Source organism: Actinophytocola sediminis, assembly GCF_054779715.1.
The window spans coordinates 1-21451 of sequence record NZ_BAAGXS010000082.1 but is presented as its reverse complement, the minus strand read 5'-3'; the positions used below and the strand labels follow the sequence as shown (position 1 = coordinate 21451).

The window sequence follows — 21451 nt, the reverse complement described above, 5'->3', positions numbered from 1 at the left end:
ACATAATCGGTGGCTCCGCCACGGACCCCGCTCGTCGTCATTACCATCACAAGCGTGGACGAAAGGGGAGTCGGGCTGATCGGTGCGCTGCTCGAGCAGCGCTACCGGGTGGACGCACTACTCGCGCGCGGTGGCATGTCGGCGGTCTACCGGGGCCTGGACACCAGACTCGACCGGCGGGTCGCGGTCAAGGTGATGGACGGGCGGTTCGCCGACGACCAGACCTTCGTCGACCGCTTCGAGCGCGAGGCGCGGTCCGCGGCCAAGATCCATCACCCGAACGTCGTCGCCGTGCACGACCAGGGGGTCGACCGCGGCCCCGGCGGCGACCTGGTCTACCTGGTGATGGAGCTGGTCGACGGCGGCACGCTGCGTGACCTGCTGCCCGAACACGGCCGGGTGGACCTCCCGCTGGCGTTCGCGATCATCGAGCCGGTGCTCGCCGCGCTGGCCGCCGCGCACCGGGCCGGGCTGGTACACCGGGACGTCAAGCCGGAGAACGTGCTGATCGGCCACGAGGGCGAGCACGGCACCACGGTCAAGGTCGGCGACTTCGGCCTGGTCCGGGCCGTGGCCAGCGCCGGGACGACCAGTTCGAGCATCATCCTCGGCACGGTCGCCTACCTGTCCCCCGAGCAGGTCACCACCGGCAACGCCACCTCCCGCGGCGACGTGTACTCGGCCGGCATCCTGCTCTACGAGATGCTCACCGGCGGCACGCCCTACACCGGCGACAACCCGCTGTCCATCGCCTACCGGCACGTGAACGACGACGTGCCGGCGCCGAGCCTGAGCGTCGGCGGCCTGCCGCCCGCGCTCGACGAGCTGGTGGTGCGCGCGACCCGGCGCGACCCGGCCGCCCGGCCGGCCGACGGCGCCGCGTTCCTCGCCGAGGTCCAGGCCCTGCGCGCCCACCTGGCGATCCCCAGGGTCGGGGTGCCGGTGCCCGAGCCGACACTGGACGACCGCACGGTCCCGGTGACGCCCGCGGAGCTGGCGCGGGCCAAGGCCTGGCCGCCGCCGGCGGACCGGGACGCGGGCACGCTGACCTCCGACGGCACCTCCGACGGGACCTATGACGGCGGCCTGCTGGACTTCGCCGAGCAGACCAAGCCGGCGACCCCGGTGCCGACTCCGCTGCCGACCGCCGGCGCGGGCAACGCCACCATCGTGCGCCAGGTGCCGGCCGGGTTCCAGGCCGCGGGCCCCCGGGGCACCAGGGCGATGCTGCGTACCGACCTCGACCAGGTCGCCGCCCGCCAGGACCTCGGCCAGCCGAGCATGGCCACCCCGGTCCCGCCGATGGCGCCACCACCGATGGGCCAGCCGATGGGTCCCCCGATGCGGCGACCACCAGGGACCCCCGGCGCCGGGATGCCGCTCGGCCGGCCGGCCAAGCGGCGCGGGACGGTCGTGCTGTGGAGCCTGGTCGCGGTGCTCGCGCTGGCCATCTCGGCCACCACGACCTGGTGGTTCGTCGACGGCCGGTGGAGCACCGTGCCGACCGTGGCCGGCCTGGACGCCGACCGGGCCCAGGCACTGCTGGTCGAGAACGACCTGCAGGGCGACATCAAGCAGGTACCTGACGACGCCGTCGAGGCCGGGGTGACGATCGGCACCGAGCCCAAGAGCGGTCAGGACGTGCTGCGCGGCGAGTCGGTCACGCTGCTGGTGTCCTCCGGCCCGCCGAAGGTCCCCGACGTGCGGCAGGGGGTCACCGTCGAGGAGGCCGAGCGGGCCATCCGCGACGCCCAGCTCAGCCCGGCGACCGACGACGGCGCCAACGAGTACCACGACGAGGTCGAACAGGGCAGGGTGATCCGCCTCGACCCGGCGTCGGGTGAGGTCGTCGACCTCAACCAGCGGGTGGAGATCGTGGTGAGCAAGGGCCCGGCGCCCCGGCCGGTGCCCGACGTGCGCAACATGACCCCCGACGAGGCGTTCGCCGAGCTGCGCGCGCAGAAGTTCGAGCCGGTGGAGCGTGATCCGCAGTTCGACGCGGAGATCCAGGGCGGCCGGGTGGTCGGTACCGATCCGGCGGTCGGCACCACGCTGGAGGCGGGCAGCGAGGTCGGCGTCGTGACGTCCAACGGGGTGTCCGTGCCCGACGTCGGCGGCAAGAGCGCCGAGGAGGCCACCCAGATCTTCGCCGAGCTGGGGCTGCAGACCAGCGTGCAGGCCTACGGCGGCACGCGCGTGATCGGGCAGAACCCACCGCCGGGCAGCAACGTGGCACCCAACTCGGTGATCACGATCTACACGTTCCTGTAGTGGGGGCAGTGGGCAAGGCCGCACCGCTGTCGACGTACGGCGCTTCCCTGGCACCGATACCCTTAGCCCGTGAACTGGACTGTGGACGTCCCGGTGGACACCCTCCCCGAGCTACCCCCGCTGCCGCAGGAGATGCGGGCCCGCCTGGACGAGGCGCTCACCCGGCGGGCCGCCCAGCAACCGGAGTGGCCTGACCGCGAGCAGGTGGACCAGGTACGCACGGTGCTGGAGAGCGTGCCCCCGATCACCGTGCCCAACGAGATCGACCGGCTGAGCACCAAGCTCGCCGAGGTCGCCCGCGGTGAGGCGTTCATGCTGCAGGGCGGCGACTGCGCCGAGACGTTCGTGGACAACACCGAGCCGCACATCCGGGGCAACATCCGCACCCTGCTGCAGATGGCGATCGTGCTGACCTACGGCGCGAGCCTGCCGGTGGTCAAGGTCGGCCGGATCGCCGGCCAGTACGCCAAGCCCCGCTCCAACAAGCTCGACGCGCTCGGCCTGCCGGTCTACCGGGGCGACATCATCAACTCGCTGGCCCCCACGCCCGAGGCGCGGGTGCCCGACCCCGGCCGGATGATCCGCGCCTACGCCAACGCGGGCGCGGCGATGAACCTGCTGCGCGCGCTGACCGCGGCCGGCATGGCCGACCTGACCAAGGTGCACGAGTGGAACAAGGACTTCGTGCGCAACTCGGCGGCCGGTGAGCGCTACGAGGCGCTGGCCACCGAGATCGACCGCGGCCTGCGGTTCATGGCCGCCTGCGGCGTCGAGGACTACTCGCTGCACTCCACCGAGATCTTCGCCAGCCACGAGGCGCTGCTGCTGGACTACGAGCGCGCGCTGCTGCGCCTGGACACCCGCAACGAGCCCCGGCTCTACGACCTGTCGGCGCACTTCCTGTGGATCGGCGAGCGCACCAGGCAGCTCGACGGCGCGCACATCGCGTTCGCGGAGCTGCTGTCCAACCCGATCGGCGTGAAGATCGGCCCGACGACCACCCCGGAGATGGCCGTCGAGTACGTCGAGCGCCTCGACCCGCACAACACCCCCGGCCGGCTGACGCTGATCAGCCGGATGGGCAACGGCAAGGTGCGCGAGGCGCTGCCGCCGATCGTGGAGAAGGTCACCGCGTCGGGCCACCAGGTCATCTGGCAGTGCGACCCGATGCACGGCAACACCCACGAGTCGTCGACCGGCTACAAGACCCGCCACTTCGACCGCATCGTGGACGAGGTGCAGGGCTTCTTCGAGGTGCACCGCAGGCTGGGCACCCACCCCGGCGGCATCCACGTCGAGCTGACCGGCGAGGACGTCACCGAGTGCCTCGGCGGGGCGCAGGACATCTCCGACGCGGACCTCAACAGCCGCTACGAGACCGCCTGCGACCCCCGGCTGAACACCCAGCAGAGCCTGGAGCTGGCGTTCCTGGTCGCGGAGATGCTGCGTAGCTGAGCCGGCCTACCCGTCGGCCGGCCGGTCGCCCGCCCACGGGTGGGCGCGCTCGAGCTGGCCGGACAGCGACAGCAGCCGGTGCTCGCTGCGCGGCGGCCCGACCAGCTGGACACCGATCGGCAGGTCGGCCTCGTCGCGGGTGACCGGGACGGCGGCCACCGGGTAGCCGACCACGTTCCACAGCGGGAAGTAGGCGATCGGGTTGGTCAGCGCGGCCAGGGTGTGTACCGCGCCGGCGCCGTGGAAACGGCCGATCGCCGGTTGCCTGGTGGTCCAGCCCGGCGCCAGCAGCACGTCGTAGCCGCCGAAGAACTCCCGCAGCGCGGTGTCCAGCCGTGCCTCGGCGGCCAGGGTCCTGGCCAGCGTGCTGTCCGGGATGCGCCGGCCGATCGCGGCGGCCCGGCGGGTGCGCGGCTCCAGCCACTCCGGGTGCGGCAGGCTGGCGGCGTCGTCGGAGATCCCGCGCAGGTAGCGGGCCATGAACTGGCTGCTCGGCCGCAGCCCCAGCGGCGGGTCGGCCTCGGTCACCTCGTGGCCAAGGTCGCGCAGGCGGCGCGCCATCTCCAGCACGGCCTGCTTGCGGGCGGCCTCGACGGGCGGCCGCTTGCCGAGTGGGGCGTACCAGGACAGCGCGATCCGCAGCGGCCCCGGGTCGGCGTCGACGGCGTCGCGGTAGCCGTCCTCGTCGGTGACCACGTCGAGCATGGCGGCCGCGTCGGCCACCCGGCGGCCGAGCGGGCCGACCACGGTCAGGCCGTGCCAGTGCTCGTTGCCGTCCGGCTCCATCTCGATCAGGCCGCGAGTGGTCTTCAACCCGAACACCCCGCAGAAGTTCGCCGGGATGCGCACCGAGCCGCCGCCGTCGGTGCCGGTGGCCAGGCCGACGATGCCGGCGGCGACCGCGCCCGCCGAGCCGCCGGACGAGCCGCCGGTGGTGTGGTCGGGGTTCCACGGGTTGCGGGTCGCGCCGTGGGTGAGGGTCTCGGTGAACGGCCACAGCCCCCGGTCGGGCATGTTCGTGTGCCCGACGATGACCGCGCCGGCCGCCCGCAGCCGGGCCACCGTCGGCGAGTCCCGCGCCGCGGGCGGCCCCTGGGCACGCCCGCCGCGCGTGGTGACCTCGCCGGCCACGGCCGTGTCGTCCTTGACCGCGACCGGCACGCCGAGCAGCGGGGTCCGCTCCCCGGCGTCGAGCCTGCGCTGCGCCTCGACCGCCGAGGCCCGCGCGGACTCGGCGTAGACCGCCCGGAACAGGTTCAGCCGGGGGTTGACCGCCGCCGCCCTGGCCAGCACCGCCTCGAGCAGATCGGGGGCCGTGACCACGCCGTCGCGTAACGCCTGCGCCTGCGCGTCGGCGCCCGCCCACCGCAGCTCATCGAGATCCATGCCAGGACCCTAGCGCTGCCACCGGGTCGGCCACAGCGCTCAGCCGAAGAAGGCCTCGGCCTCCAGGTAACGCTCGAGCGGCACGGTCTTGAGCTCCGCGGTCGCCTCGGCCAGCTTGACCCGGACGATGTCGGTGCCCCGCAGAGCGACCATCACGCCGAAGTCGCCGTCCTGCACGGCGTCCACCGCGTGCAGACCGAACCGGGTGGCGAGCACCCGGTCGTAGGCGGTCGGGGTGCCGCCGCGCTGTACGTGCCCGAGCACGACCGCGCGGGACTCCTTGCCGGTGCGGTGCGCGATCTCCTCGGCCAGCCAGGTGCCGATGCCGCCGAGCCGCACGTGCCCGAACGCGTCCTTCTCCCCGGTGACCAGCGTCTCCTCGCCGCCCTCTGGCAGCGCGCCCTCGGCGACCACGATGATCGGCGCGTACTCGCGCTCGAACCGGCGCTCGACCCACGAGACGACCTGGTCGACGGAGAACTGCCGCTCCGGCACCAGGATCACGTTGGCACCGCCGGCCAGGCCGGAGTGCAGCGCGATCCAGCCCGCGTGCCGGCCCATGACCTCGACGACCAGCGCCCGGTGGTGGGACTCGGCGGTGGTGCGCAGCCGGTCGATGGCCTCGGTCGCGATGTGCACCGCGGTGTCGAAGCCGAAGGTGTAGTCGGTGGCACCCAGGTCGTTGTCGATGGTCTTGGGCACGCCGACCACGCCGATGCCGTCGTCGGTGAGCCGCTTGGCGACCCCGAGGGTGTCCTCGCCGCCGATCGCGATCAGCGCGTCGACACCGTGCTCGGCGAGGGTGGCCCTGATCCGCTCGACGCCGCCCTCGACCCGGTAGGGGTTGGTCCGCGACGAGCCGAGGATGGTGCCGCCCCTGGTCAGGATGTCCTCGACGTCGTCAAGCCCGATCGGCTTGAGCAGGCCTTCGATCGGCCCGAGCCAGCCGTTGCGGAAGCCGACGGTCTCCCAACCGTGGGCCTCGATTCCCTTGCGGACAACGGCCCTGATGACCGCGTTGAGTCCTGGACAGTCACCGCCACCGGTGAGCAAGCCGACGCGCATGTGCTGATCCTCCATCCGGCTGCTTGTGCGGACTGATACCGCCTGTTGGACCCGTAGCCTTTCACCTACTGGATCGGTGCAGCAACCAGGTACGGTCAACGTTCGCTGAAGCCTTGGCGAACCCACTCCGCGTCGATCACCTTCCACCGCGCGAGGTTGTGCCGGGCGTCGGCGAGCGCGTCGTGCGCGTCCTTGGGCGGGCTCGGCAGCACGGGCTTGCCGACGTCCTCCCACCGCTGGCGCAACTCCCTGGTGAACCGGGGCAGCTCGCGCGGCAGGGCCGGCATGTCGCCCCACAGCTGGGCCAGCGCGACGTGGTCGTAGGCGGCGAACCAGGCCCACAGCTCGACCCGGTGCCGGCCGCGGTTGAGGAACTTGAGCAGTTCGTCGCGGATGGTCGCGCGGTCACACCACGCCTGGTCGGCCGGCGGCGGCAGCTTGTCCAGGACGTTGTCCCGGACCCACTGGCCGGCGCGGTTGGGGTCGAACTCGGTGGACACGGCGTAGAACTCGCGCCCGTCCTCGTCGACGACGCCGATCGACACCAGCTCGATCGTGTTCCCGTCCTCGATGAATTCGCAATCGTAAAAATAGCGCACTCTGCTGTTTCTCCTATGACGCCGGATGCCTGTCGAACGTGGACCGCGACTCAGCCGGCCTCGGTCTCGGGGATGCGATCGGCGTCCTGCGCGGACCGCCGCTGCTGGGTCGGCAGCGCGGGCGGCTGCCCGTTCTCCTCGGCGGCCTGCAGCTCCTTGGCCTTGGCGGCGTACATGTCGACGTACTCCTGGCCGGAGAGCTCCATCAGCGCGTACATGATCTCGTCGGTGATGGAGCGCTCCACGAACCGGTCGCCGGCCAGCCCCTCGTAGCGGGAGAAGTCCATCGGCTTGCCGATCCGGATGCGGATCTTGTGCGGACGCCACATCCGCGAGCCGATGGGGTTGGCCTTGTCGGTGTCGAACATCGCCACCGGGACCACCGGCACCCGCGACTCGAGCACCATCCGCGCCAGCCCGGTCTTGCCCTTGTAGAGCCGGCCGTCCGGTGAGCGGGTGCCCTCGGGGTAGATGCCGAGCAGGTGGCCCTCACTCAGCAGCCGGGTGCCGGTGTCCAGCGCGGCCTGCGCGGCGGCGCCGCCGGAGCGGTCGATCGGGATCTGGCCCATCCCGGTGAGGAACCACTTCTTGAACCTGCCCTTGAGCCCCCGCTGGGTGAAGTACTCCAGCTTGGCCGGGAAGGTGACCCGCCGCCTGAGCATCAGCGGCAGGAAGAAGGAGTCGGCGACCGCGAGATGGTTGCTCGCGAGCAGCGCACCCCCGGTGGTCGGGACGTTCTCCTCACCCTCCACCTCCGGCCGGAACAACAGCCGCAGCAGTGGTCCGAGAAACACGTGCTTCATCAACCAGTACACCGCTACCCGCGCCTCCTGAGTCTCCCGGCCGTTCGACGAGCGTACGAAGGGTGTAGGGACGACACAATGCTGTGTTACCCGAAAGTCGGAACATGTAACAGTAGACAAGCCATGGAGATCGGAGCACACCCGATCCAGTTCGTGCGACGATGGCCACATCACCTGCACGTGCCTGACCAAGGAGGCCCAGGTGCCCGACCGGCCCGAGGATGTCGACGCCGCGTTCGCGGAGATCGTGGCGGGGCTCGAACGCGAGGGCGTTGGCAAGCTGCCCGACCCGGAGGAGCCAGAGCCGGCCGGCGATACCGCCATGGCCGGCGGTCCGCCGGACGAGCAGCCGACCGCCGAGTCCCCCCGGCCGGCGGCGCCCCCGCCGGCGGCCTGGCGCGGCTCGGAGACCGAATGGGACTGGAGCTGGGGCACCGACGAGGAGCACTACGTGCCGCCGGAGCCGCCGCCGCTGCCCCGGCTGCGCCCGCTGACGATCGTGGCACTGGTGCTGATCGTGGTGGCGGTGCTGCTGCTGTTCGCGCCGGGGCTGATCGGGCTGGCACCCCAGGTCGGCACCCCGATCGCGCTGATCGCGCTGATCGGTGGCGGCGTCCTGCTGCTTCTGCGGGTGCGCAAGAACCCCCGTCACGACAGCGACCGGGACGACGGCGCGCAGCTCTGAGACCGCCTCACTCCGCGGCCAGCGTGGCCGCGCCGACCAGCGCCGCGTCGTCGCCGAGCTGGGCGGTGCGGATGCGCGCCAGCGGGCGGTACCCGGCGCCGGTGACCCGCCGCTTGTAGTGCTCCCTGGCGTCGTCGAGGAACAGCGTCGCCGACTCCGACACCCCGCCGGCGATCACCACGATCTCCGGGTCGTAGATGTCCGCGACCAGCGCGAGGCCCTCGCCGAGCCAGGTGGCCAGCTCGGCCATCGCCCGTTGGGCCAGCGGATCGCCGTCCTTGGCCGCGGCGGCCACCTTCCTGCCGGTGACCGCCCGCTTGTCGCCGGCGACCTCCCGGTCGAGCACGGTCGAGCGGCCGGGGTGGCGGGCGAGCAGCTCGACCGCGGTGGTGGCCAGCGCGGTGCCGCTGCAGTAGCGCTCCCAGCAGCCGGTCTTGCCGCACGGGCACGGGCGCCCGCCGGGCACCAGCGACAGATGCCCCAGCTCGGGCGCGACGCCGTAGGCGCCGCGGAACACCTTCCCGTCCAGCAGCAGGCCGCCGCCGATGCCGGTGCCGACGGCCACCAGCAACGCGACCCCCGCGCCCCTGGCGGCGCCGAACCGGTGCTCGGCGAACACCGCGGCGTTCGCGTCGTGCTCCAGCACGACCGGCAGCCCCAGCCGCTCGGAGATCCGGTCGGCGACCGGGGCGTCGCGCCACGCCAGATGCGGCGCGAACATGACCGAGCGCCGGTCGGTCGCCACGAACCCGGCGACGGCCAGTCCCACCGCGCTCACCCGGTGCCTGGCCGCCAGCCCGCCGACCGCGGCCACGATCGCCGCCTCCAGTGCCGCCTCACTGGTCGGCGTCGGCGCCCGCGCGGTGTCCAGCACCGTGCCGTACCGGTCGACCACCCCAGCCCGCACACTGGTCCCACCGATATCAACCCCGATGGTCATCTTCGCCCGCTGCTTGATGGGTCACTCCCGTGCTGTGTTGATTGGCCGCCCGGCCCGGGTCAACTGCCCTGAATGCCCCATTCAGGACGTTGAACGTCGTCAATGCCCCATTCAGGGCATCGCGGAGCCGTTTCGGCGTACTGGGATCGGCTGGACTTTCGGGCGGCCGGGTGGGCGGGGCTCGTCGGCCGGGGTGAAGCCCGGCATGTGTGGCGTGCCCGGCTCCCAGCGGTCGGCCAGTACCGCCCGTAGCAACGCCACCAGGTCGGCGGCGTGCTCCAGGCCGCGCGCGGCGAGCTGGTTGGGCTCGCCGCGCACCAGCGCGACCACCGCGCACACCGGACACCACCCGCAGTCCGCCCCGGACGCCGCCGCCCGGTCCAGCCACGGCCCGGCCCGTTCGGACACGGCGTCGAGCAACAGCCGCAGCTCCGCCACCAGTCGGGTACCCGCATCGGCGCGGTCGGTCACGCGAGCCCTCCAGAGGTGTCGACGGCCTCGAACCGCAGTACCAACCCATCGCCGTCCGCGGCCGCGTCCACCACGGTGTGCCGGCGCAACAACACCGGCAGCGCCACCAGCCGGCGCACCCCGTCGACCGTGATCGCCAACTCGTCGCCGACCCTGGCCAGGTCGAGGTCGCTGGAGTCCGCCAGCGGCAACGCGATGCCGAGCTCGTGCACGGACTCCGAGATCGTCCGGATGCTCAGCAGTGGGCGCGGCGGCGCGCCACCGAAGGGCACCGCGAGCGGGTCGGCCTCGCCGTACAGCTCGTCGGCCAGCTCCAGCAGCTGGCCGGTGCCGACCGGCTCGACCGGCCGGTGCTCCACCAGGTGCACCGGCAACGTGGTCGAGGCGACCAGCTCGGCGAGCACCGCGTCCTGCTCGGCCCGCCGGGTGCGCAGCCAGCTCGCCGCCGGCCCGCGCCACCTGCTCGCCCTGGGCACCAGCCGGTTCGCGATCAGCCCGTCGACCTGGATCCCACGCAGCGCGAGCGCCGCGAGCGTGCGCCTGGTCTCGGCGACCACCAGCCGCTCCGGGGTGAGCACCACCCGCACGCTGGTCACCGCCGGGTCGACCAACAGCGCACGCAGCCCGCCGAGGTGCTCGGCCAGCCTGCTGACCGCGTCGGCGGTCGACCGGGACGCCAGCCGCGCCGGGCCGCGCAGCCGCTCGACGTAGCCGGCGATCGCCTCCGGCAGGGCCAGCAGCCGCAGGGTCTCCGCGGTCGGACCGCAGTCGACGACCACGACCTCCCACGGGCCCTCGCGGGCCAGCCTGGCGACCTCGGTCAGCGAGACCAGCTCGTCCACCCCGGGCAGCACGGTCAGCTCGGCCGCGTCCAGCTCGTCGATCCCGGCGCCGGCGAGCACGCCGCGCAACTGGCGGCGCAGCTCCTGCCACGACCGGTCGACCAACCCGCGCGCGTCCACGTGCGCCGCGTACAGACAGGTGTCCACTTCGGATGGTTCGCCGGTGAGCCGCCGGTCGAAGGCGTCGCCGAGGGAGTGCGCCGGATCGGCGGAGCAGACCAGCACCTTGTGCCCGCCGACCGCCAAGCGGGCGGCCGTCGCCGCGGCGAGGGTGGTCTTGCCGACTCCCCCCTTGCCGGTGAACAGCAGGATCCGCGTCCGACCCACCTAGTGCACCTAGGCGCCCTCAACTCGACGTTTGAGCTCCTTGAGCGCGATGTCCATGATCATCTTCTCGGCCTTGCGGCGGAACAGACCGATCATCGGGACCGCGAGCTGAACGGCGAGGGTGTAGGTGACCGTGGTCCGGTCGCCATCCGGGGTGAGCAGGTAGCGGCCGTTCTGCGAGCGCTGCATCTGGCCCTTGACCAGGGTCCAGCTCACCGACAGCCCGTCGCCTGCCCAGTCGTAGGCCAGGGTGTAGACGTCCTTGAACGGGCCGGCGTCCAGGGTGAACCGCACCTGCTCGGCCCTGCCCTCCTGGCCGTCCGCGAGCACCTCGGTCTGCTTCACCGCGTTGGCCCATTCCGGGTACGCGGGGAAGTCCGCGATCACCGCCATGATCTCCGCTGGCGGCGCGTCGACCACGATGGACTGGGTGGACTCATCGGCCATGTGGCGCAGGCTACCCGGTGCCACCCCCTACCAGCGCAGCACGTAGGGCCGTTCGGTGCGCTGGAAATGGCCGACATTGACGCATTCGGTGAACGCGAGTCGCATTCGGGGCGCGAGCGGTTGGTGCACGTGACCGAACAGCGCCCACCTCGGCCGCTGCGCGACGATCTGCTCGCGCAGCGCCGCCGAGCCCATCTCGGTCCGGCGGGCCACCACGTCGTAGGTCAGTTCCGGCACGTCCGGCGGGACGTGGCTGCACAGCACGTCCACGTCGGTGAGCGCGGCGACCCCGATGGCGAAGTCCTCGGGGGTGCGCAGGTACGAGCGGAACACCCCGCCCCGGTACGGGGGCGTGTTCGGCGCCAGCAGCGCGCCGCCGACGAAGCCGAACCGCAGCCCGCCCAGCTCCACCACCTCGCCGTCGACGATCCGCAGGCCCTCACCGGCGAACTCCGGCCACAGCGCCGGCACGTCGACGTTGCCCGGAGTGGCGTAGGCCGGCGCCGGCAGCACCTCGAACAACCGCCGGTACTGGTCGCGCACCGCCTCCTCGACCACCGCGGCCGGGTCGGCGATGCCGGTCCACAGGCTCCTGGAGTACTCGGCCAGCTCGGTGTGCAGGCGCAGCCTGCGCAGCCGTGCGAACTCCGCGACCTTCTCCGGCCCGAACACCGCGCCCATGATCCCGCCGGCGTGGTCGTGGTAGTCCACGAAGTCGATCAGGTCACCGAGGATCAGCAGCGCGTCGGCGCCGTCCCCGGCCTTCGCCAACGCCTCGACGTTGCCGTGCACGTCTGAGACCACGTGAACCCGCACATGGGCAGATTAGTTGCCCGGCGGGCATCCAGGTGGCCGCCCGTCCTCGAGGATCGTCTTCAGCTCCAGCGCGACGGACTTGGCGGCCAGCTGCCGGCGGGTCTTCTCCCTGGCCAGGCGGCCACGGCTGGGCACGCGGCCGGGCGGCAGGTCGCCACGGAGGAAGTAGTGCAGCACGGTGCCGTCCAGCACCGGCTCGAGCCAGACCTCCATCGTGCCGACCAGCGCGCCGCGCACGGTCCAGCGCAGGCCCTCGACGCCCCGGTCGGCGTAGACCTCGAGCCGCAGATCCGGCCAGAACCGCCGCCAGGCACCGGGATCGGCGAACACCGCGGCCACCGTTCCCGGCGGCACAACGAGGAACGTCTCGTCGATCACATCCACCGCTGGCACCCATGCAGCATGGCACGGACGCCAACGCGCTAGTTTGCCTGGTGTGACCGACCAGGAGAGCTTGACCGACATGGTCAGAGCGAACGCGGAGCGGTTCGGGGGCACGATCGGCGTCCGGCGCCGGACCGGCGGCTCCTGGCTGGACGTGACCACGCGCGAGTTCGCCGCCCAGGTACACGACCTCGCGCGCGGCCTGATCGCCGCCGGGCTGCGGCCGGGCGACCGCATCGCGCTGCTGGCCGGCACCCGGTACGAGTGGACGCTGTTCGACTTCGCCGCGTGGTCGGCCGGCTGCCAGACGGTCCCGATCGACCCGGCCGCGAGCCCGGAGCGGATCGAGTGGATCCTGTCCGACTCCGGCGCGTGCGCGGTGGTGCTCGAGCACTCCGGCCACCGGGCCACGCTGCGCCGGATGGTCGACCGGCTGCCCGAGATCGGCTGGGTGTGGCAGCTGGACGCCGAGGACCCCACCGGCGAGGTGGTGCCCGCGGTCACCGAGCTGACCGAGCTGGCCGGCGAGGTCGACGAGCACACCGCGCACCGGCGCAGGCTCGACGTCGGCACCGACGCGGTCGCCACCCTGGTCTACCCGATGGATGTCGACCAGCCGAAACGGGTGGAGCTGACCCATGGTGAGCTGCTCGCCGAGGTCCGGGCCGCGATCGCCACGTGTGCGCCACTGCTGCGGGCCGGCAACTCGCTGCTGGTGCTGCTGCCGCTGGCCGACCTGTCGGCGCGGATCCTGTCGATCGCCTGCGTCTACACCAGGACCACGCTCGGCCACGGGCCCAACCTGACCGACAACCTGACCACCGAGCTGGGCATCTTCCGGCCAAGGGTGATCGTCGCGGGCACCGAGCTGCTGCGCGCGCTGCACGCCACCGCACGGGCGCGGGCCGCCGACGAGGGCCGGGCCACGGTGTTCGACGCGGCCGCGGCGGTGGCCGCCGAGTACGGCGGCGGACGGCGCTCGCTCGCGATCCGGCTCAAGCACGCGGTGGCCGACACGGTGGTGTACCCGAAGCTGCGGGCGAGCTTCGGCGGCCGGTGCGTCGCGGCGATCACCACCGGCGCGCCGCTGGACCCGGCGGTGGCGCGGTTCTACCGGGGCATCGGCATCGGCGTGCGCGCGCTGCCCCGGTCGGAGTCCGTCGCGGGATAGTCCCGCCCCGGCGTGCAGCCGGTGTGTCCGTGCGTGCACCGTCGCTGGGCAGGGTGGCCGTCACCGGTGAAGGTGGACGGCATGGACAGCAGGGGTATCGCGCGCGAGATCGCCGGACAGCTGATCGCGCACCGCAACACGCTCGCCGGCAAGGCCGACGACGCCAACCGGGCGCTGGCCGCCCTCAGCGCGACCGCGCGGACGGTCGAGCGCCACCACGACGACCACCGCACCGGGGCGGCGACCGCCACCGGGTTCTGGGAGGGCCGCGCCGCCGACGGCTTCGACCGGCGGGCACGCCGGCTGACCAAGGGCCTGCGGGCGACGGCGACCTCGGCCGAACGGGCCGAGAAGATCGTCGCGAGCGCGGAGGCCTCGCTGCGGGCCAACCACCGCGCGGTGGCCCACCTGGTCGAGGAGTACACGACCACCGCGACCCAGGTGCTCGACGCCGCCAAGGCGGTCACCGGGGCGGGCGCGCGGGCGGCGCTGGTCCGGGCGGCCGGTCAGGTCGCCGACCTGGTCCGGACCTACACCAACGAGTCGACCAGGCACGTGCGCGCGGTCCGCGGCCAGCTGACGGACGCGGCCGCGGAGCTGCGCGGGCTGACCAGGGCGATCGAGGCCGACGGCCACCACGATCCCGCCGACCGCCGCCGGGACCGGGACACCCACCGCGGCGGCGACCGGGGGACGCGGATCCGGGACATCGCCAGGGGCCAGCTCGGCTACCGCGAGGGACCGGGCAACCGGAACAAGTACGGCCCGGCCGGACCGTGGTGCTCGAACTTCGCGACCTGGGTGTGGCGCAAATCCGGCGTGGACATCGGGATCCTGCCGTTCACCGGCGACGTCTACCAGTGGGGCCGGGAGCACGGGCTGGCCTACGGCGAGCGGTCTCTCGACCAGGCGCGGCCGGGCGACGTGCTGCTGTTCGGGACCGGCCCGCAGAGCACGACGACCAGCACGCACATCGGGATCGTCGAGAGTGTGCGCGGCAACGAGGTGACGTTGCTCGAGGGCAACTCGGCGGACCAGGTGCGGCGAGTGACCCACACCCTGTCCAGCGACACGTTCTACGGAGGAGTCCACCCCCGATGAGTGAGATCACCGCCAGCCGCACGACCGACGGCGTGACGGTCGAGGTCCATCCCGGCGGCGCGCTGTCGTCGCTGTCGCTGACCAGGCACGCGCTGGCACTCGGCCAGGACGCCCTCGCGGCGACCATCGTCGCGACCGTGGCCGAGGCGACGGCGGTGGCCAACCAGCGGACCAAGCACGCCCTGCGCGACGCGCTGACCGGTCTCGACGAGCGGTCGCTGACCGCGCTTGGCCTGCACCAGGACGCGGCCACGACCGAACGCGCCGAGTCGACCGTGCCGGACACCTGGAGCGTGCGGTGAACCCCGACACGGACGCCGAGGACCGCTTGGTCGACGAGCTGAACGACAACGTGGACGAGCTGTTCACCCGGCTGGCCGGGATCGAGTGCACCGCGCACGGTGACGGCATCGCGACCACGGTCAACCTGGATGGCAGGCTGACCGGCCTCACCCTGTCCGCGACGGCCGTGACGCTGCCCCCGGACGAGCTGGCCGCCGAGATCTTCCGCCTCACCCAGGAGGCGTCGGCCACGGCACTGGCCGAGGGCCTCGGCGCGCTGACCCCGGTGGCCGGCGAGGAGCTGACCGCGCGGTTACGCGCCGAGATCGACGCACACACCTCGCCGGCACCCCGCGCCGGCGACGACGACTTCACGCCCGCGACCTGGGCGGTCGGCTCCCCGGGAACCTGACCGAGTCAGTCGGCGAAGTCGGAGGTCAGCCAGCGGTCCGGGCGGGCGGTGAACAGCACGAAGGTGCCCGTCGGCTCGCGGAGCTCGGTCTCGACGAAGCCAGTGGCCATCTCCGGCGGCAGATAACGGCTGGTGATCGCGACGACGTCGGCCAGCGCCGGCGCGCGATCCGCGCTGACCAGCGTGCACTCGACGGTCACATACCGGTACGGCGGCTCCGGCCGCTGCACCGAGAAGCTCAACTTGCCGGCGCGTTCCAGCAGCCGGGTCTTGCGCGCGCGCCGCCCCTGCGTCCCGGTGAAGAACGTGAGGTTCCCGCCGGGCGTGTAGGCGTACCAGATCGGGATCGTGAGCGGTGGCCGGTCGTCGTCGCTGGCCACGCTCAGCACGCCGATGTGCGGTTCGGCGAGAAAGCGCTCGCGCTCGGCCTGGTCCAGTACTCGTACCATCGATGACTCCTTCGCGGTCAGAACGCGCTGCCGTCCAGCAGGCGGGCCAGGCGCCGGGCGATGTCCTCCCAGCGCCAGTGCCGGGAGACCCAGCGCCGGCCGGCCTCGCCCATCTCGCCCGCCCAGGTGGGGTCGGCCAGCAGGCTGCCCACCCGCTCGGCGATCCGCGCCACGTCCCGGCCGTCGACGAGGTGCCCGGTGACGTCGTCCAGGACGGTCTCCGGGGCGCCGCCGGACAACCCGGCCACCACCGGCAGCCCGGACGCCGACGCCTCGAGGTAGACGATGCCCAGGCCCTCCACGTCCAGGCCGCGACCGTGGGTGCGGCAGGGCATGGCGAACACGTCACCGGCGACGTAGTGGGCCGGCAGCTCCTCCCACGGGACCCGGCCGGTGAGGATCACGTCCTTGGCGACGCCGAGCTGGTCGGCCATGGTGCGCAGCCGGTCCTCGTAGGGCCCGCCGCCGACCAGCAGCAACGCCGCCTCGGGCACCTTCTGCCTGATCAGCGGCAGCGCGCGGATCAGCATGTCCTGGCCCTTGCGCGGCCACAGCCGGGACACACACACCGCGGTCGGCCGGTCACCGAGGCCGTAGCGCGCGCGGATCTCCTTGCGGGCGGCGAAGTTCGGTTGGAACTGCTCGGTGTCCACGCCCGATGGCAGGTACTCCAGCGCGGCCAGCCGGCCGAACGCGGCGGCGAAGCGGGACCGGGTGTACTTGCTGACGTAGGTCACCACGTCGCTGGTCGAGCCGATCCGGCGCAGTGCCTGGCGGGCACCCGGCAGCATGGACCAGCCGACCTCGTGACCGTGGGTGCTCGCGATCACCCGTTGGGCGCCGGCTCCCCGCAGCGACGGGGCGAGCAGGCCCAGCGGCGCGGCGGCGCCGAACCAGACGGTGTCGCAGCTCTCGGCCAGGAAGATCTCGCGCGCCCGGCGGGCCACGTCCGGTGTCGGCAGCATCAGGCCGCCTCGGTGCCGCACGACCGGGAAGGGCTGGGCGGCGTCGAACTCGGTGTGCGAACCGGTGTGGTGCTCCCACGACGGCGCGTAGACCACCAGATCCTGGTCCGGCAGCCGGGTCGCCAGCGCGTGCAGATAGGACTGGATCCCGCCGGGGCGGGGCGGGAAGTCGTTGGTCACCACCAGGGTCCGAGGCACCGGCAAACCCTACTCGAGGGCCGCCAGCAGGTATTCCCGCCAGCCCCGCACGAGCTCGGCCCGGTCGAGGCCGAGCACGTCGCGCAGCAGGTCGTCGGTCTCCCGCGCGGACACCGCGCCCGCCGAGGCCAGCGTGCGGTACAGCTCGATGAGCCCCGGCTCGCCGTACTCGGCCGCGATGAACCGCGCCAGCGACCAGCTCTCCTGGTAGGCCTGGTCCAGGTCGGGGCCGCTCATCCGGAACGCCCGGTCCTCTGGCAGTGAGCTGGGCAGCCGGTCCGCGCGTACCGCCCGCATCAGGTCCGGCGCGCCGTCGGCCAGGGTGACGCCGCTGTCGCGGTAGCCGACGTAGTCGGCGAAGCCCTCCAGCAGCCAGGTCGGCGAGCCGTCCACGGTGTCCGCCCTGGCCGCGACGTGGGTGATCTCGTGGCGCAGCACCACCCGCAGCGAGGTGGCCGACAGCGCCCGCACCGCGGTGGGGCTGAGCACCACCCGCTGCCCGGTGACCGAGCGGGTGGCGTTGTCCACCCGGTCGGCGACCGCGACCGCCACCACCGCGTCGACCGGGAAGTCCTTCGCGCCGACCAGGGCACGCATCTCGCTCGGGGAGTCCGGCAGCATCAGCACCACCCGCTCCGACCAGCTGGTCGGCCACAGCTCGCTGACCGCGAGCACCGAGGAGTCCAGCTCGCCGACCAGCCGCCGCACCATCGGCTCGTCCCCTGGGTGGCTCACCACGATGCCCTTGCGGGTGGTGGTCACCACGCACGGCCCGAAGTCCCACGGCCCGCGCCAGCTGCGTCTGCCGAGCCGGTCCAGCGCGTTGTCCGAGCGCAGGTACCAGGCGTCGCCGTGCCGGGCGAACAGGTAGCCCATGGCGCGGCTGGTCGGGGTCACGTCCCCGCCACGCAGCGCGTAGCGCAGGTCGACCCCGGGCGCCCAGACCTCGTCGGCGCCGGCGGCGGCCTCGTCCGGCAGGTCGGTCACGTCCAGCGTGTCGTGCGGCTTGAGGTGGTAGGCCCACTCGTCGAACGTCACCCCGGCGAGGTTGTCGAACAGCCGCCGCTGGGTGGTCAGGAACGCGGGGTCGGCCTCGGGGTCGATGGTGGCCAGGAACGCCCGCTCGTCGTGGTCCTGGACGGCCCGCGCGCGGCGGTCGAGCAGGGCGGTGACGGCGTCGGCGCGGGTGAGGTCGGCCCGGGGCTGCGGGCTGACCGCGCCCAGCGGGCGGCCGGGGCCTGGCGATGGCGGCTGGCCGGTGCCCGGCAGCGAGACCACGGCGATGCCGAGCAGGAGGACCGCGGCGATCGCGGCGCCCAGCCAGGTGCGCGGTCCCGCCCGGTTGGTCACGTCCTAGATGTTAGGTGCAAACAGGACTCGGGGCCGGCACGCACCGCGCGCCGGCCCCGAGGTCCACTGACTTCGCCCTAGCCGGCAACCCGGCGGGCGGCGAAGTAGTCCGACCCGCCGCCGTCAGGCGCCGCGCCGGTCTTCACCGGCACGCCCGGCTGGGAGGCGTGGACCAGCATGCCGTCGCCGATGTACATCGCGACGTGGTGGATCGAGCCGGCGCTGCTGCCATAGAACAGCAGGTCACCCATCTTCCACTCGCCGTAGGCGACCGAGGTGCCGACGTTGTACTGCTCGCGGCTGGAACGCGGCAGTTGAATGCCGGCGGCCGCGTAGGAGTACTGCATCAGCCCGGAGCAGTCGTACGTGTCCGGGCCCTCGTCGCCGTAGATGTAGGGCTTGCCGACCTGCGCCATGGCGACCTTCGCCGCGGAGCCACCCGCGCCGGGACCACCGAGGAAGACCCCGTTGTCCGCGGGACCGGGACCAGCGAGCTCGGCCTGCTCGTCGCCGCTGAGCTCCTCGTAGGCGTCGTTGACGACTTCCTTCTGCTTCTCGAGGTCGCGCGCGGACTTCTCGATCTTCTTCAGCGCCTGCTCAGAAGCGACGGTCGCGTCCTTCGCCCTGGTCTGGGCGTCGGTGGCCTTCGCCTGTGCGGCGGCGGCCATGTCGACCGCACCACTGAGCTTGGACAACGCCTTCTCGTTGTCCGACGCGAGCACGCCCAACGCCGTCGCACGCTCCAGGAAGTCCTCGGTGGACGAACCGGTGAGCAGGGCGGAGAGCTTGTTGAACCGGGCACCCTGGAACGAGGCGTTGGTCAGGTCGTCGACCTGACCGCGGAAGGCCTCCTCGTCGAGCTTCGCCTGCTCCTGCGCCTTCTGTGCGCTGGCGAGGTCGGCCTTGGCCTTGGCGAAGACCTTCTTCTTGTTCTTCAGGTCGTCCTGGGCCGCGAGCAGGTCCTCGTTCACTTTGGCGGCCTGCTTCGTCAGCTTCTCGTACTGGGCGAGAGCCTCGGACGCGGTGTCTGGTTTGTTGGGTTGCTGCTGGGTATGAGGCAGCGCGAGGGCAGGCGTAGGGGACACGCTCACCACGGCAATGGCGGCCGTGACACTGACTGCAGCCCGGAATGCGCGCTTCATTCGATGCGACGCCACGTCGCGCGGGTCTCCTTCGTCCTCAAACCGCCGACAGGGACGTGCGCATCTCTCCGGACCGCAAGGGGCCGCAACTGCGGACCCGCGATCGACGCACACACCCCACCGTAGGGGAAATCCGGCTCAGCCCCCCGACAAGGCCGACTCGGCGGTGAACCCACGGAGTCACCCTCGGGGTGGGTGACTGTCGACCGTGAGATCTCGGACAGGTTACGAAAAGTAGGTCCCCCCGTCTATGGGCACCTTGAAAAAAGTTCTCGTGCGCCCTGGAACCCCCAATGGAGCAGTCCTAATCGCACTCTGTGACGAGGACAACATCGCAGTTCACCCGGTCCGTGGCAACCGTGTTTTCCGCTCGGCGACGGGATCCGACCGTTGGGCGAACGGTGCGGCGGGGCCGGGCGTTGGCGGACGATCACGCCGATTTCTCGATCGGCTCGAGCCGTAGTCGAGGGACTATGCCGGCCCGACCAAGGGCATCGATGGCCCGCTGCTCGGTCACGTCGAGCTCGATGGCGGGCGGCGCGCCGAGGAGCACGCTCACCACGCAGTCGCCACACGCCAGACCCCGCACCACACAGCTGTCGCAGTCGATGATCATTTCCCGCTCCTTTCGAACTGATGTCCACCTGACAATCAGGCTAGGAGGGGGCACCGACAATTTCGGCGCGCGGCGCGGCTACCAGCCGGTGAACTCCCAGTGCCATGGCTCTTCCCGACCGTTGCCCTGACGCGCCCACAGTGGGTTTGACCAGCCGAAACGTGGGGCGTTGGCCAGCATCCAGGAATAGTGCGCTGACCCGAAGGACTGAATTCCACCGCACAGGTCGACGGCCAGTGCCCAACCGTGGTTGCTGGTGCCGGGAATCGCCGCCAACGCCGGTTTGGCGCCGTAGAGACGCACCTGCTCGGCGAAGGTCCGATAGGAGTCGGTGACGCACAACGGCCGCCCGAACGCGGCCGTGAACGCCTGCCGAAGCTGACCGAGCGCGGCCGCGGCGTCACACCGCAGCACGTGCTCGCCGACCCCGACCGGGCACAGCGCGGTGCGCGGGAAGAAGCCGTTGGGATACCCGCCCCACGCGCCGGGCGCCTCGCCCGGCCCCCTGGCCGGCAGCTCGACCCCGCCGCAGCGCCACGTCAGCCCGCCGTCGGTGGCCTCGGGGACCGCGCGGGCCCGCCCGGCCGGCAGCGACGGCCTGGCGAACCCGAGCACCGTGTCCGCGCCCGGCAGGTCGGCCACCACCACGCCGGCCAGCCTGGCGTCCGCGGTGATCATCGTCCGCCCGTCGAGCACGATCCCCACGCCCTGCGCGCCGTACCGTCGCGGACCGAGAAACACCAGGTCACCCGGCTGCGCGTCGGCCGACGGCACCGGCGTTAGCCGGGCGAACTGCGCGGCCAGCGTGCCGGGCACCGCACCGCCGTACACCGCGCCGTACACCGTGGCGACCAGACCGTCGCAGGAGTACGCCGCCGGTCCGGTCCCGCCCCTGCCGGGCACGTACGGCTTGCCGAGCGCGCCGATCGCCGCACTCACCGCGGCCACGGTCTCCCTCGGCAGCACCAGCAGATTAGTGATCTTCGCCACCCCGGCCTGGGGTCCGGCCGCGCCGGGCAGCCGGCTCAGCCCGGCCAGCAGGCGCGCCGGATCGGCCAGCGCGGCCGCCGGTGGCGGCTCGACGGCGGCCGCGGCCAGCGGGTCGAGGTAGGCCTGCCAGTTCGCCGAGGTGCGCTGGTCACGTTCCCGCTGCTCCCGCTGCCTGGCGACCACGGCGGCATCGGTGTCGGCGACCACCCCGCGCAGCTCGCCGGCCACCGCGGCCGCCCGGTCGCTGGCGTCGGCGGTGAGCCGGTCGAGGTCGCCGCGGCGGG

At 72.6% G+C, this 21451-nt stretch carries 23 protein-coding genes; 7 read left to right on the top strand and 16 right to left on the bottom strand.

Features of this window, described 5'->3' with window-relative positions:
* Nucleotides 1–54: 54 nt before the first annotated feature.
* Nucleotides 55–2271, top strand: a complete 2217-nt coding sequence (locus ACYVIP_RS38210; protein WP_460405568.1) for a Stk1 family PASTA domain-containing Ser/Thr kinase — start codon at nt 55–57, stop codon at nt 2269–2271.
* 69 nt (nt 2272–2340) lie between these two features.
* Nucleotides 2341–3726, top strand: a complete 1386-nt coding sequence (locus ACYVIP_RS38205; RefSeq protein WP_460405566.1) for a class II 3-deoxy-7-phosphoheptulonate synthase — start codon at nt 2341–2343, stop codon at nt 3724–3726.
* A gap of 6 nt (nt 3727–3732) precedes the next feature.
* On the opposite strand, the gene ACYVIP_RS38200 is transcribed toward ACYVIP_RS38205, so the two are convergent.
* The 4 genes from ACYVIP_RS38200 to ACYVIP_RS38185 all read right to left on the bottom strand — a co-directional run bounded on the left by ACYVIP_RS38200 (nt 3733) and on the right by ACYVIP_RS38185 (nt 7579).
* The gene (locus tag ACYVIP_RS38200) at nt 3733–5112 is read right to left on the bottom strand and encodes an amidase family protein (protein WP_460405564.1); all 1380 of its coding nucleotides are present in this window, start codon (nt 5110–5112) and stop codon (nt 3733–3735) included.
* A 39-nt stretch (nt 5113–5151) separates the two neighbouring features.
* Complete coding sequence (locus ACYVIP_RS38195; RefSeq protein WP_460405562.1) at nt 5152–6177, bottom strand: 6-phosphofructokinase; 1026 nt, start codon at nt 6175–6177, stop codon at nt 5152–5154.
* Nucleotides 6178–6272: 95 nt separating this feature from the next.
* Nucleotides 6273–6776 carry a polyadenylate-specific 3'-exoribonuclease AS gene (locus ACYVIP_RS38190; RefSeq protein WP_460405560.1) on the bottom strand — a complete coding sequence of 168 codons (504 nt, stop codon included), beginning with the start codon at nt 6774–6776 and terminating at the stop codon, nt 6273–6275.
* A 50-nt stretch (nt 6777–6826) separates the two neighbouring features.
* Complete coding sequence (locus ACYVIP_RS38185) at nt 6827–7579, bottom strand: lysophospholipid acyltransferase family protein (protein ID WP_460405558.1); 753 nt, start codon at nt 7577–7579, stop codon at nt 6827–6829.
* A 202-nt stretch (nt 7580–7781) separates the two neighbouring features.
* Here ACYVIP_RS38185 and ACYVIP_RS38180 point away from each other — a divergent pair, with 202 nt between their 5' ends.
* On the top strand, nt 7782–8264 hold the full coding sequence (locus ACYVIP_RS38180) for a hypothetical protein (protein ID WP_460405556.1): 483 nt from the start codon (nt 7782–7784) through the stop codon (nt 8262–8264).
* A 7-nt stretch (nt 8265–8271) separates the two neighbouring features.
* Here the strand turns inward: ACYVIP_RS38180 and ACYVIP_RS38175 are convergent, their stop codons facing one another.
* The 6 genes from ACYVIP_RS38175 to ACYVIP_RS38150 all read right to left on the bottom strand — a co-directional run bounded on the left by ACYVIP_RS38175 (nt 8272) and on the right by ACYVIP_RS38150 (nt 12500).
* Nucleotides 8272–9204: an ROK family protein gene (locus ACYVIP_RS38175; RefSeq protein ID WP_460405554.1), complete on the bottom strand. Its 933-nt coding sequence runs from the start codon at nt 9202–9204 to the stop codon at nt 8272–8274.
* Between the two features lie 111 nt (nt 9205–9315).
* A complete protein-coding gene (locus tag ACYVIP_RS38170; protein ID WP_460405552.1) occupies nt 9316–9675 on the bottom strand; it encodes a hypothetical protein in 360 nt (119 codons plus the stop codon).
* Entirely contained in the window at nt 9672–10844 is a 1173-nt protein-coding gene (locus ACYVIP_RS38165; RefSeq protein ID WP_460405550.1) for an ArsA family ATPase, read from the bottom strand. The genes ACYVIP_RS38170 and ACYVIP_RS38165 overlap by 4 nt, the downstream gene beginning before the upstream one ends.
* A gap of 9 nt (nt 10845–10853) precedes the next feature.
* Nucleotides 10854–11291 carry an SRPBCC family protein gene (locus ACYVIP_RS38160; RefSeq protein WP_460405548.1) on the bottom strand — a complete coding sequence of 146 codons (438 nt, stop codon included), beginning with the start codon at nt 11289–11291 and terminating at the stop codon, nt 10854–10856.
* Between the two features lie 27 nt (nt 11292–11318).
* On the bottom strand, nt 11319–12107 hold the full coding sequence (locus tag ACYVIP_RS38155; RefSeq protein ID WP_460405546.1) for a metallophosphoesterase family protein: 789 nt from the start codon (nt 12105–12107) through the stop codon (nt 11319–11321).
* 9 nt (nt 12108–12116) lie between these two features.
* Nucleotides 12117–12500, bottom strand: coding sequence for a polyketide cyclase / dehydrase and lipid transport (locus tag ACYVIP_RS38150; RefSeq protein WP_460405544.1), 384 nt, complete (start codon nt 12498–12500; stop codon nt 12117–12119).
* Between the two features lie 43 nt (nt 12501–12543).
* Here ACYVIP_RS38150 and ACYVIP_RS38145 point away from each other — a divergent pair, with 43 nt between their 5' ends.
* The 4 genes from ACYVIP_RS38145 (at nt 12544) to ACYVIP_RS38130 (ending at nt 15457) form a co-directional block, all read left to right on the top strand.
* Complete coding sequence (locus tag ACYVIP_RS38145) at nt 12544–13662, top strand: AMP-binding protein (RefSeq protein WP_460405542.1); 1119 nt, start codon at nt 12544–12546, stop codon at nt 13660–13662.
* Nucleotides 13663–13743: 81 nt separating this feature from the next.
* The gene (locus ACYVIP_RS38140; RefSeq protein WP_460405540.1) at nt 13744–14763 is read left to right on the top strand and encodes a CHAP domain-containing protein; all 1020 of its coding nucleotides are present in this window, start codon (nt 13744–13746) and stop codon (nt 14761–14763) included.
* Entirely contained in the window at nt 14760–15065 is a 306-nt protein-coding gene (locus ACYVIP_RS38135; protein ID WP_460405538.1) for a hypothetical protein, read from the top strand. Before ACYVIP_RS38140 ends, ACYVIP_RS38135 begins: the two co-directional genes overlap by 4 nt.
* Nucleotides 15062–15457, top strand: a complete 396-nt coding sequence (locus ACYVIP_RS38130; protein ID WP_460405536.1) for a hypothetical protein — start codon at nt 15062–15064, stop codon at nt 15455–15457. Before ACYVIP_RS38135 ends, ACYVIP_RS38130 begins: the two co-directional genes overlap by 4 nt.
* 5 nt (nt 15458–15462) lie before the next feature.
* Here ACYVIP_RS38130 and ACYVIP_RS38125 read toward each other — a convergent pair whose 3' ends face one another.
* From ACYVIP_RS38125 to ACYVIP_RS38100, 6 genes are all read right to left on the bottom strand, one after another.
* The gene (locus ACYVIP_RS38125) at nt 15463–15906 is read right to left on the bottom strand and encodes a pyridoxamine 5'-phosphate oxidase family protein (protein WP_460405533.1); all 444 of its coding nucleotides are present in this window, start codon (nt 15904–15906) and stop codon (nt 15463–15465) included.
* Nucleotides 15907–15923: 17 nt separating this feature from the next.
* Complete coding sequence (locus ACYVIP_RS38120; RefSeq protein ID WP_460405530.1) at nt 15924–17069, bottom strand: glycosyltransferase family 4 protein; 1146 nt, start codon at nt 17067–17069, stop codon at nt 15924–15926.
* Nucleotides 17070–17078: 9 nt separating this feature from the next.
* The gene (locus ACYVIP_RS38115) at nt 17079–18419 is read right to left on the bottom strand and encodes a basic secretory protein-like protein (RefSeq protein ID WP_460405528.1); all 1341 of its coding nucleotides are present in this window, start codon (nt 18417–18419) and stop codon (nt 17079–17081) included.
* 77 nt (nt 18420–18496) lie between these two features.
* Nucleotides 18497–19504, bottom strand: a complete 1008-nt coding sequence (locus tag ACYVIP_RS38110) for a C40 family peptidase (RefSeq protein WP_460405526.1) — start codon at nt 19502–19504, stop codon at nt 18497–18499.
* Between the two features lie 487 nt (nt 19505–19991).
* Nucleotides 19992–20177, bottom strand: coding sequence for a hypothetical protein (locus ACYVIP_RS38105; RefSeq protein ID WP_460405524.1), 186 nt, complete (start codon nt 20175–20177; stop codon nt 19992–19994).
* 78 nt (nt 20178–20255) lie between these two features.
* Nucleotides 20256–21451, bottom strand: a 1196-nt coding sequence (locus ACYVIP_RS38100) for a D-alanyl-D-alanine carboxypeptidase family protein (protein WP_460405522.1), incomplete at its 5' end; no start/stop codon positions are given.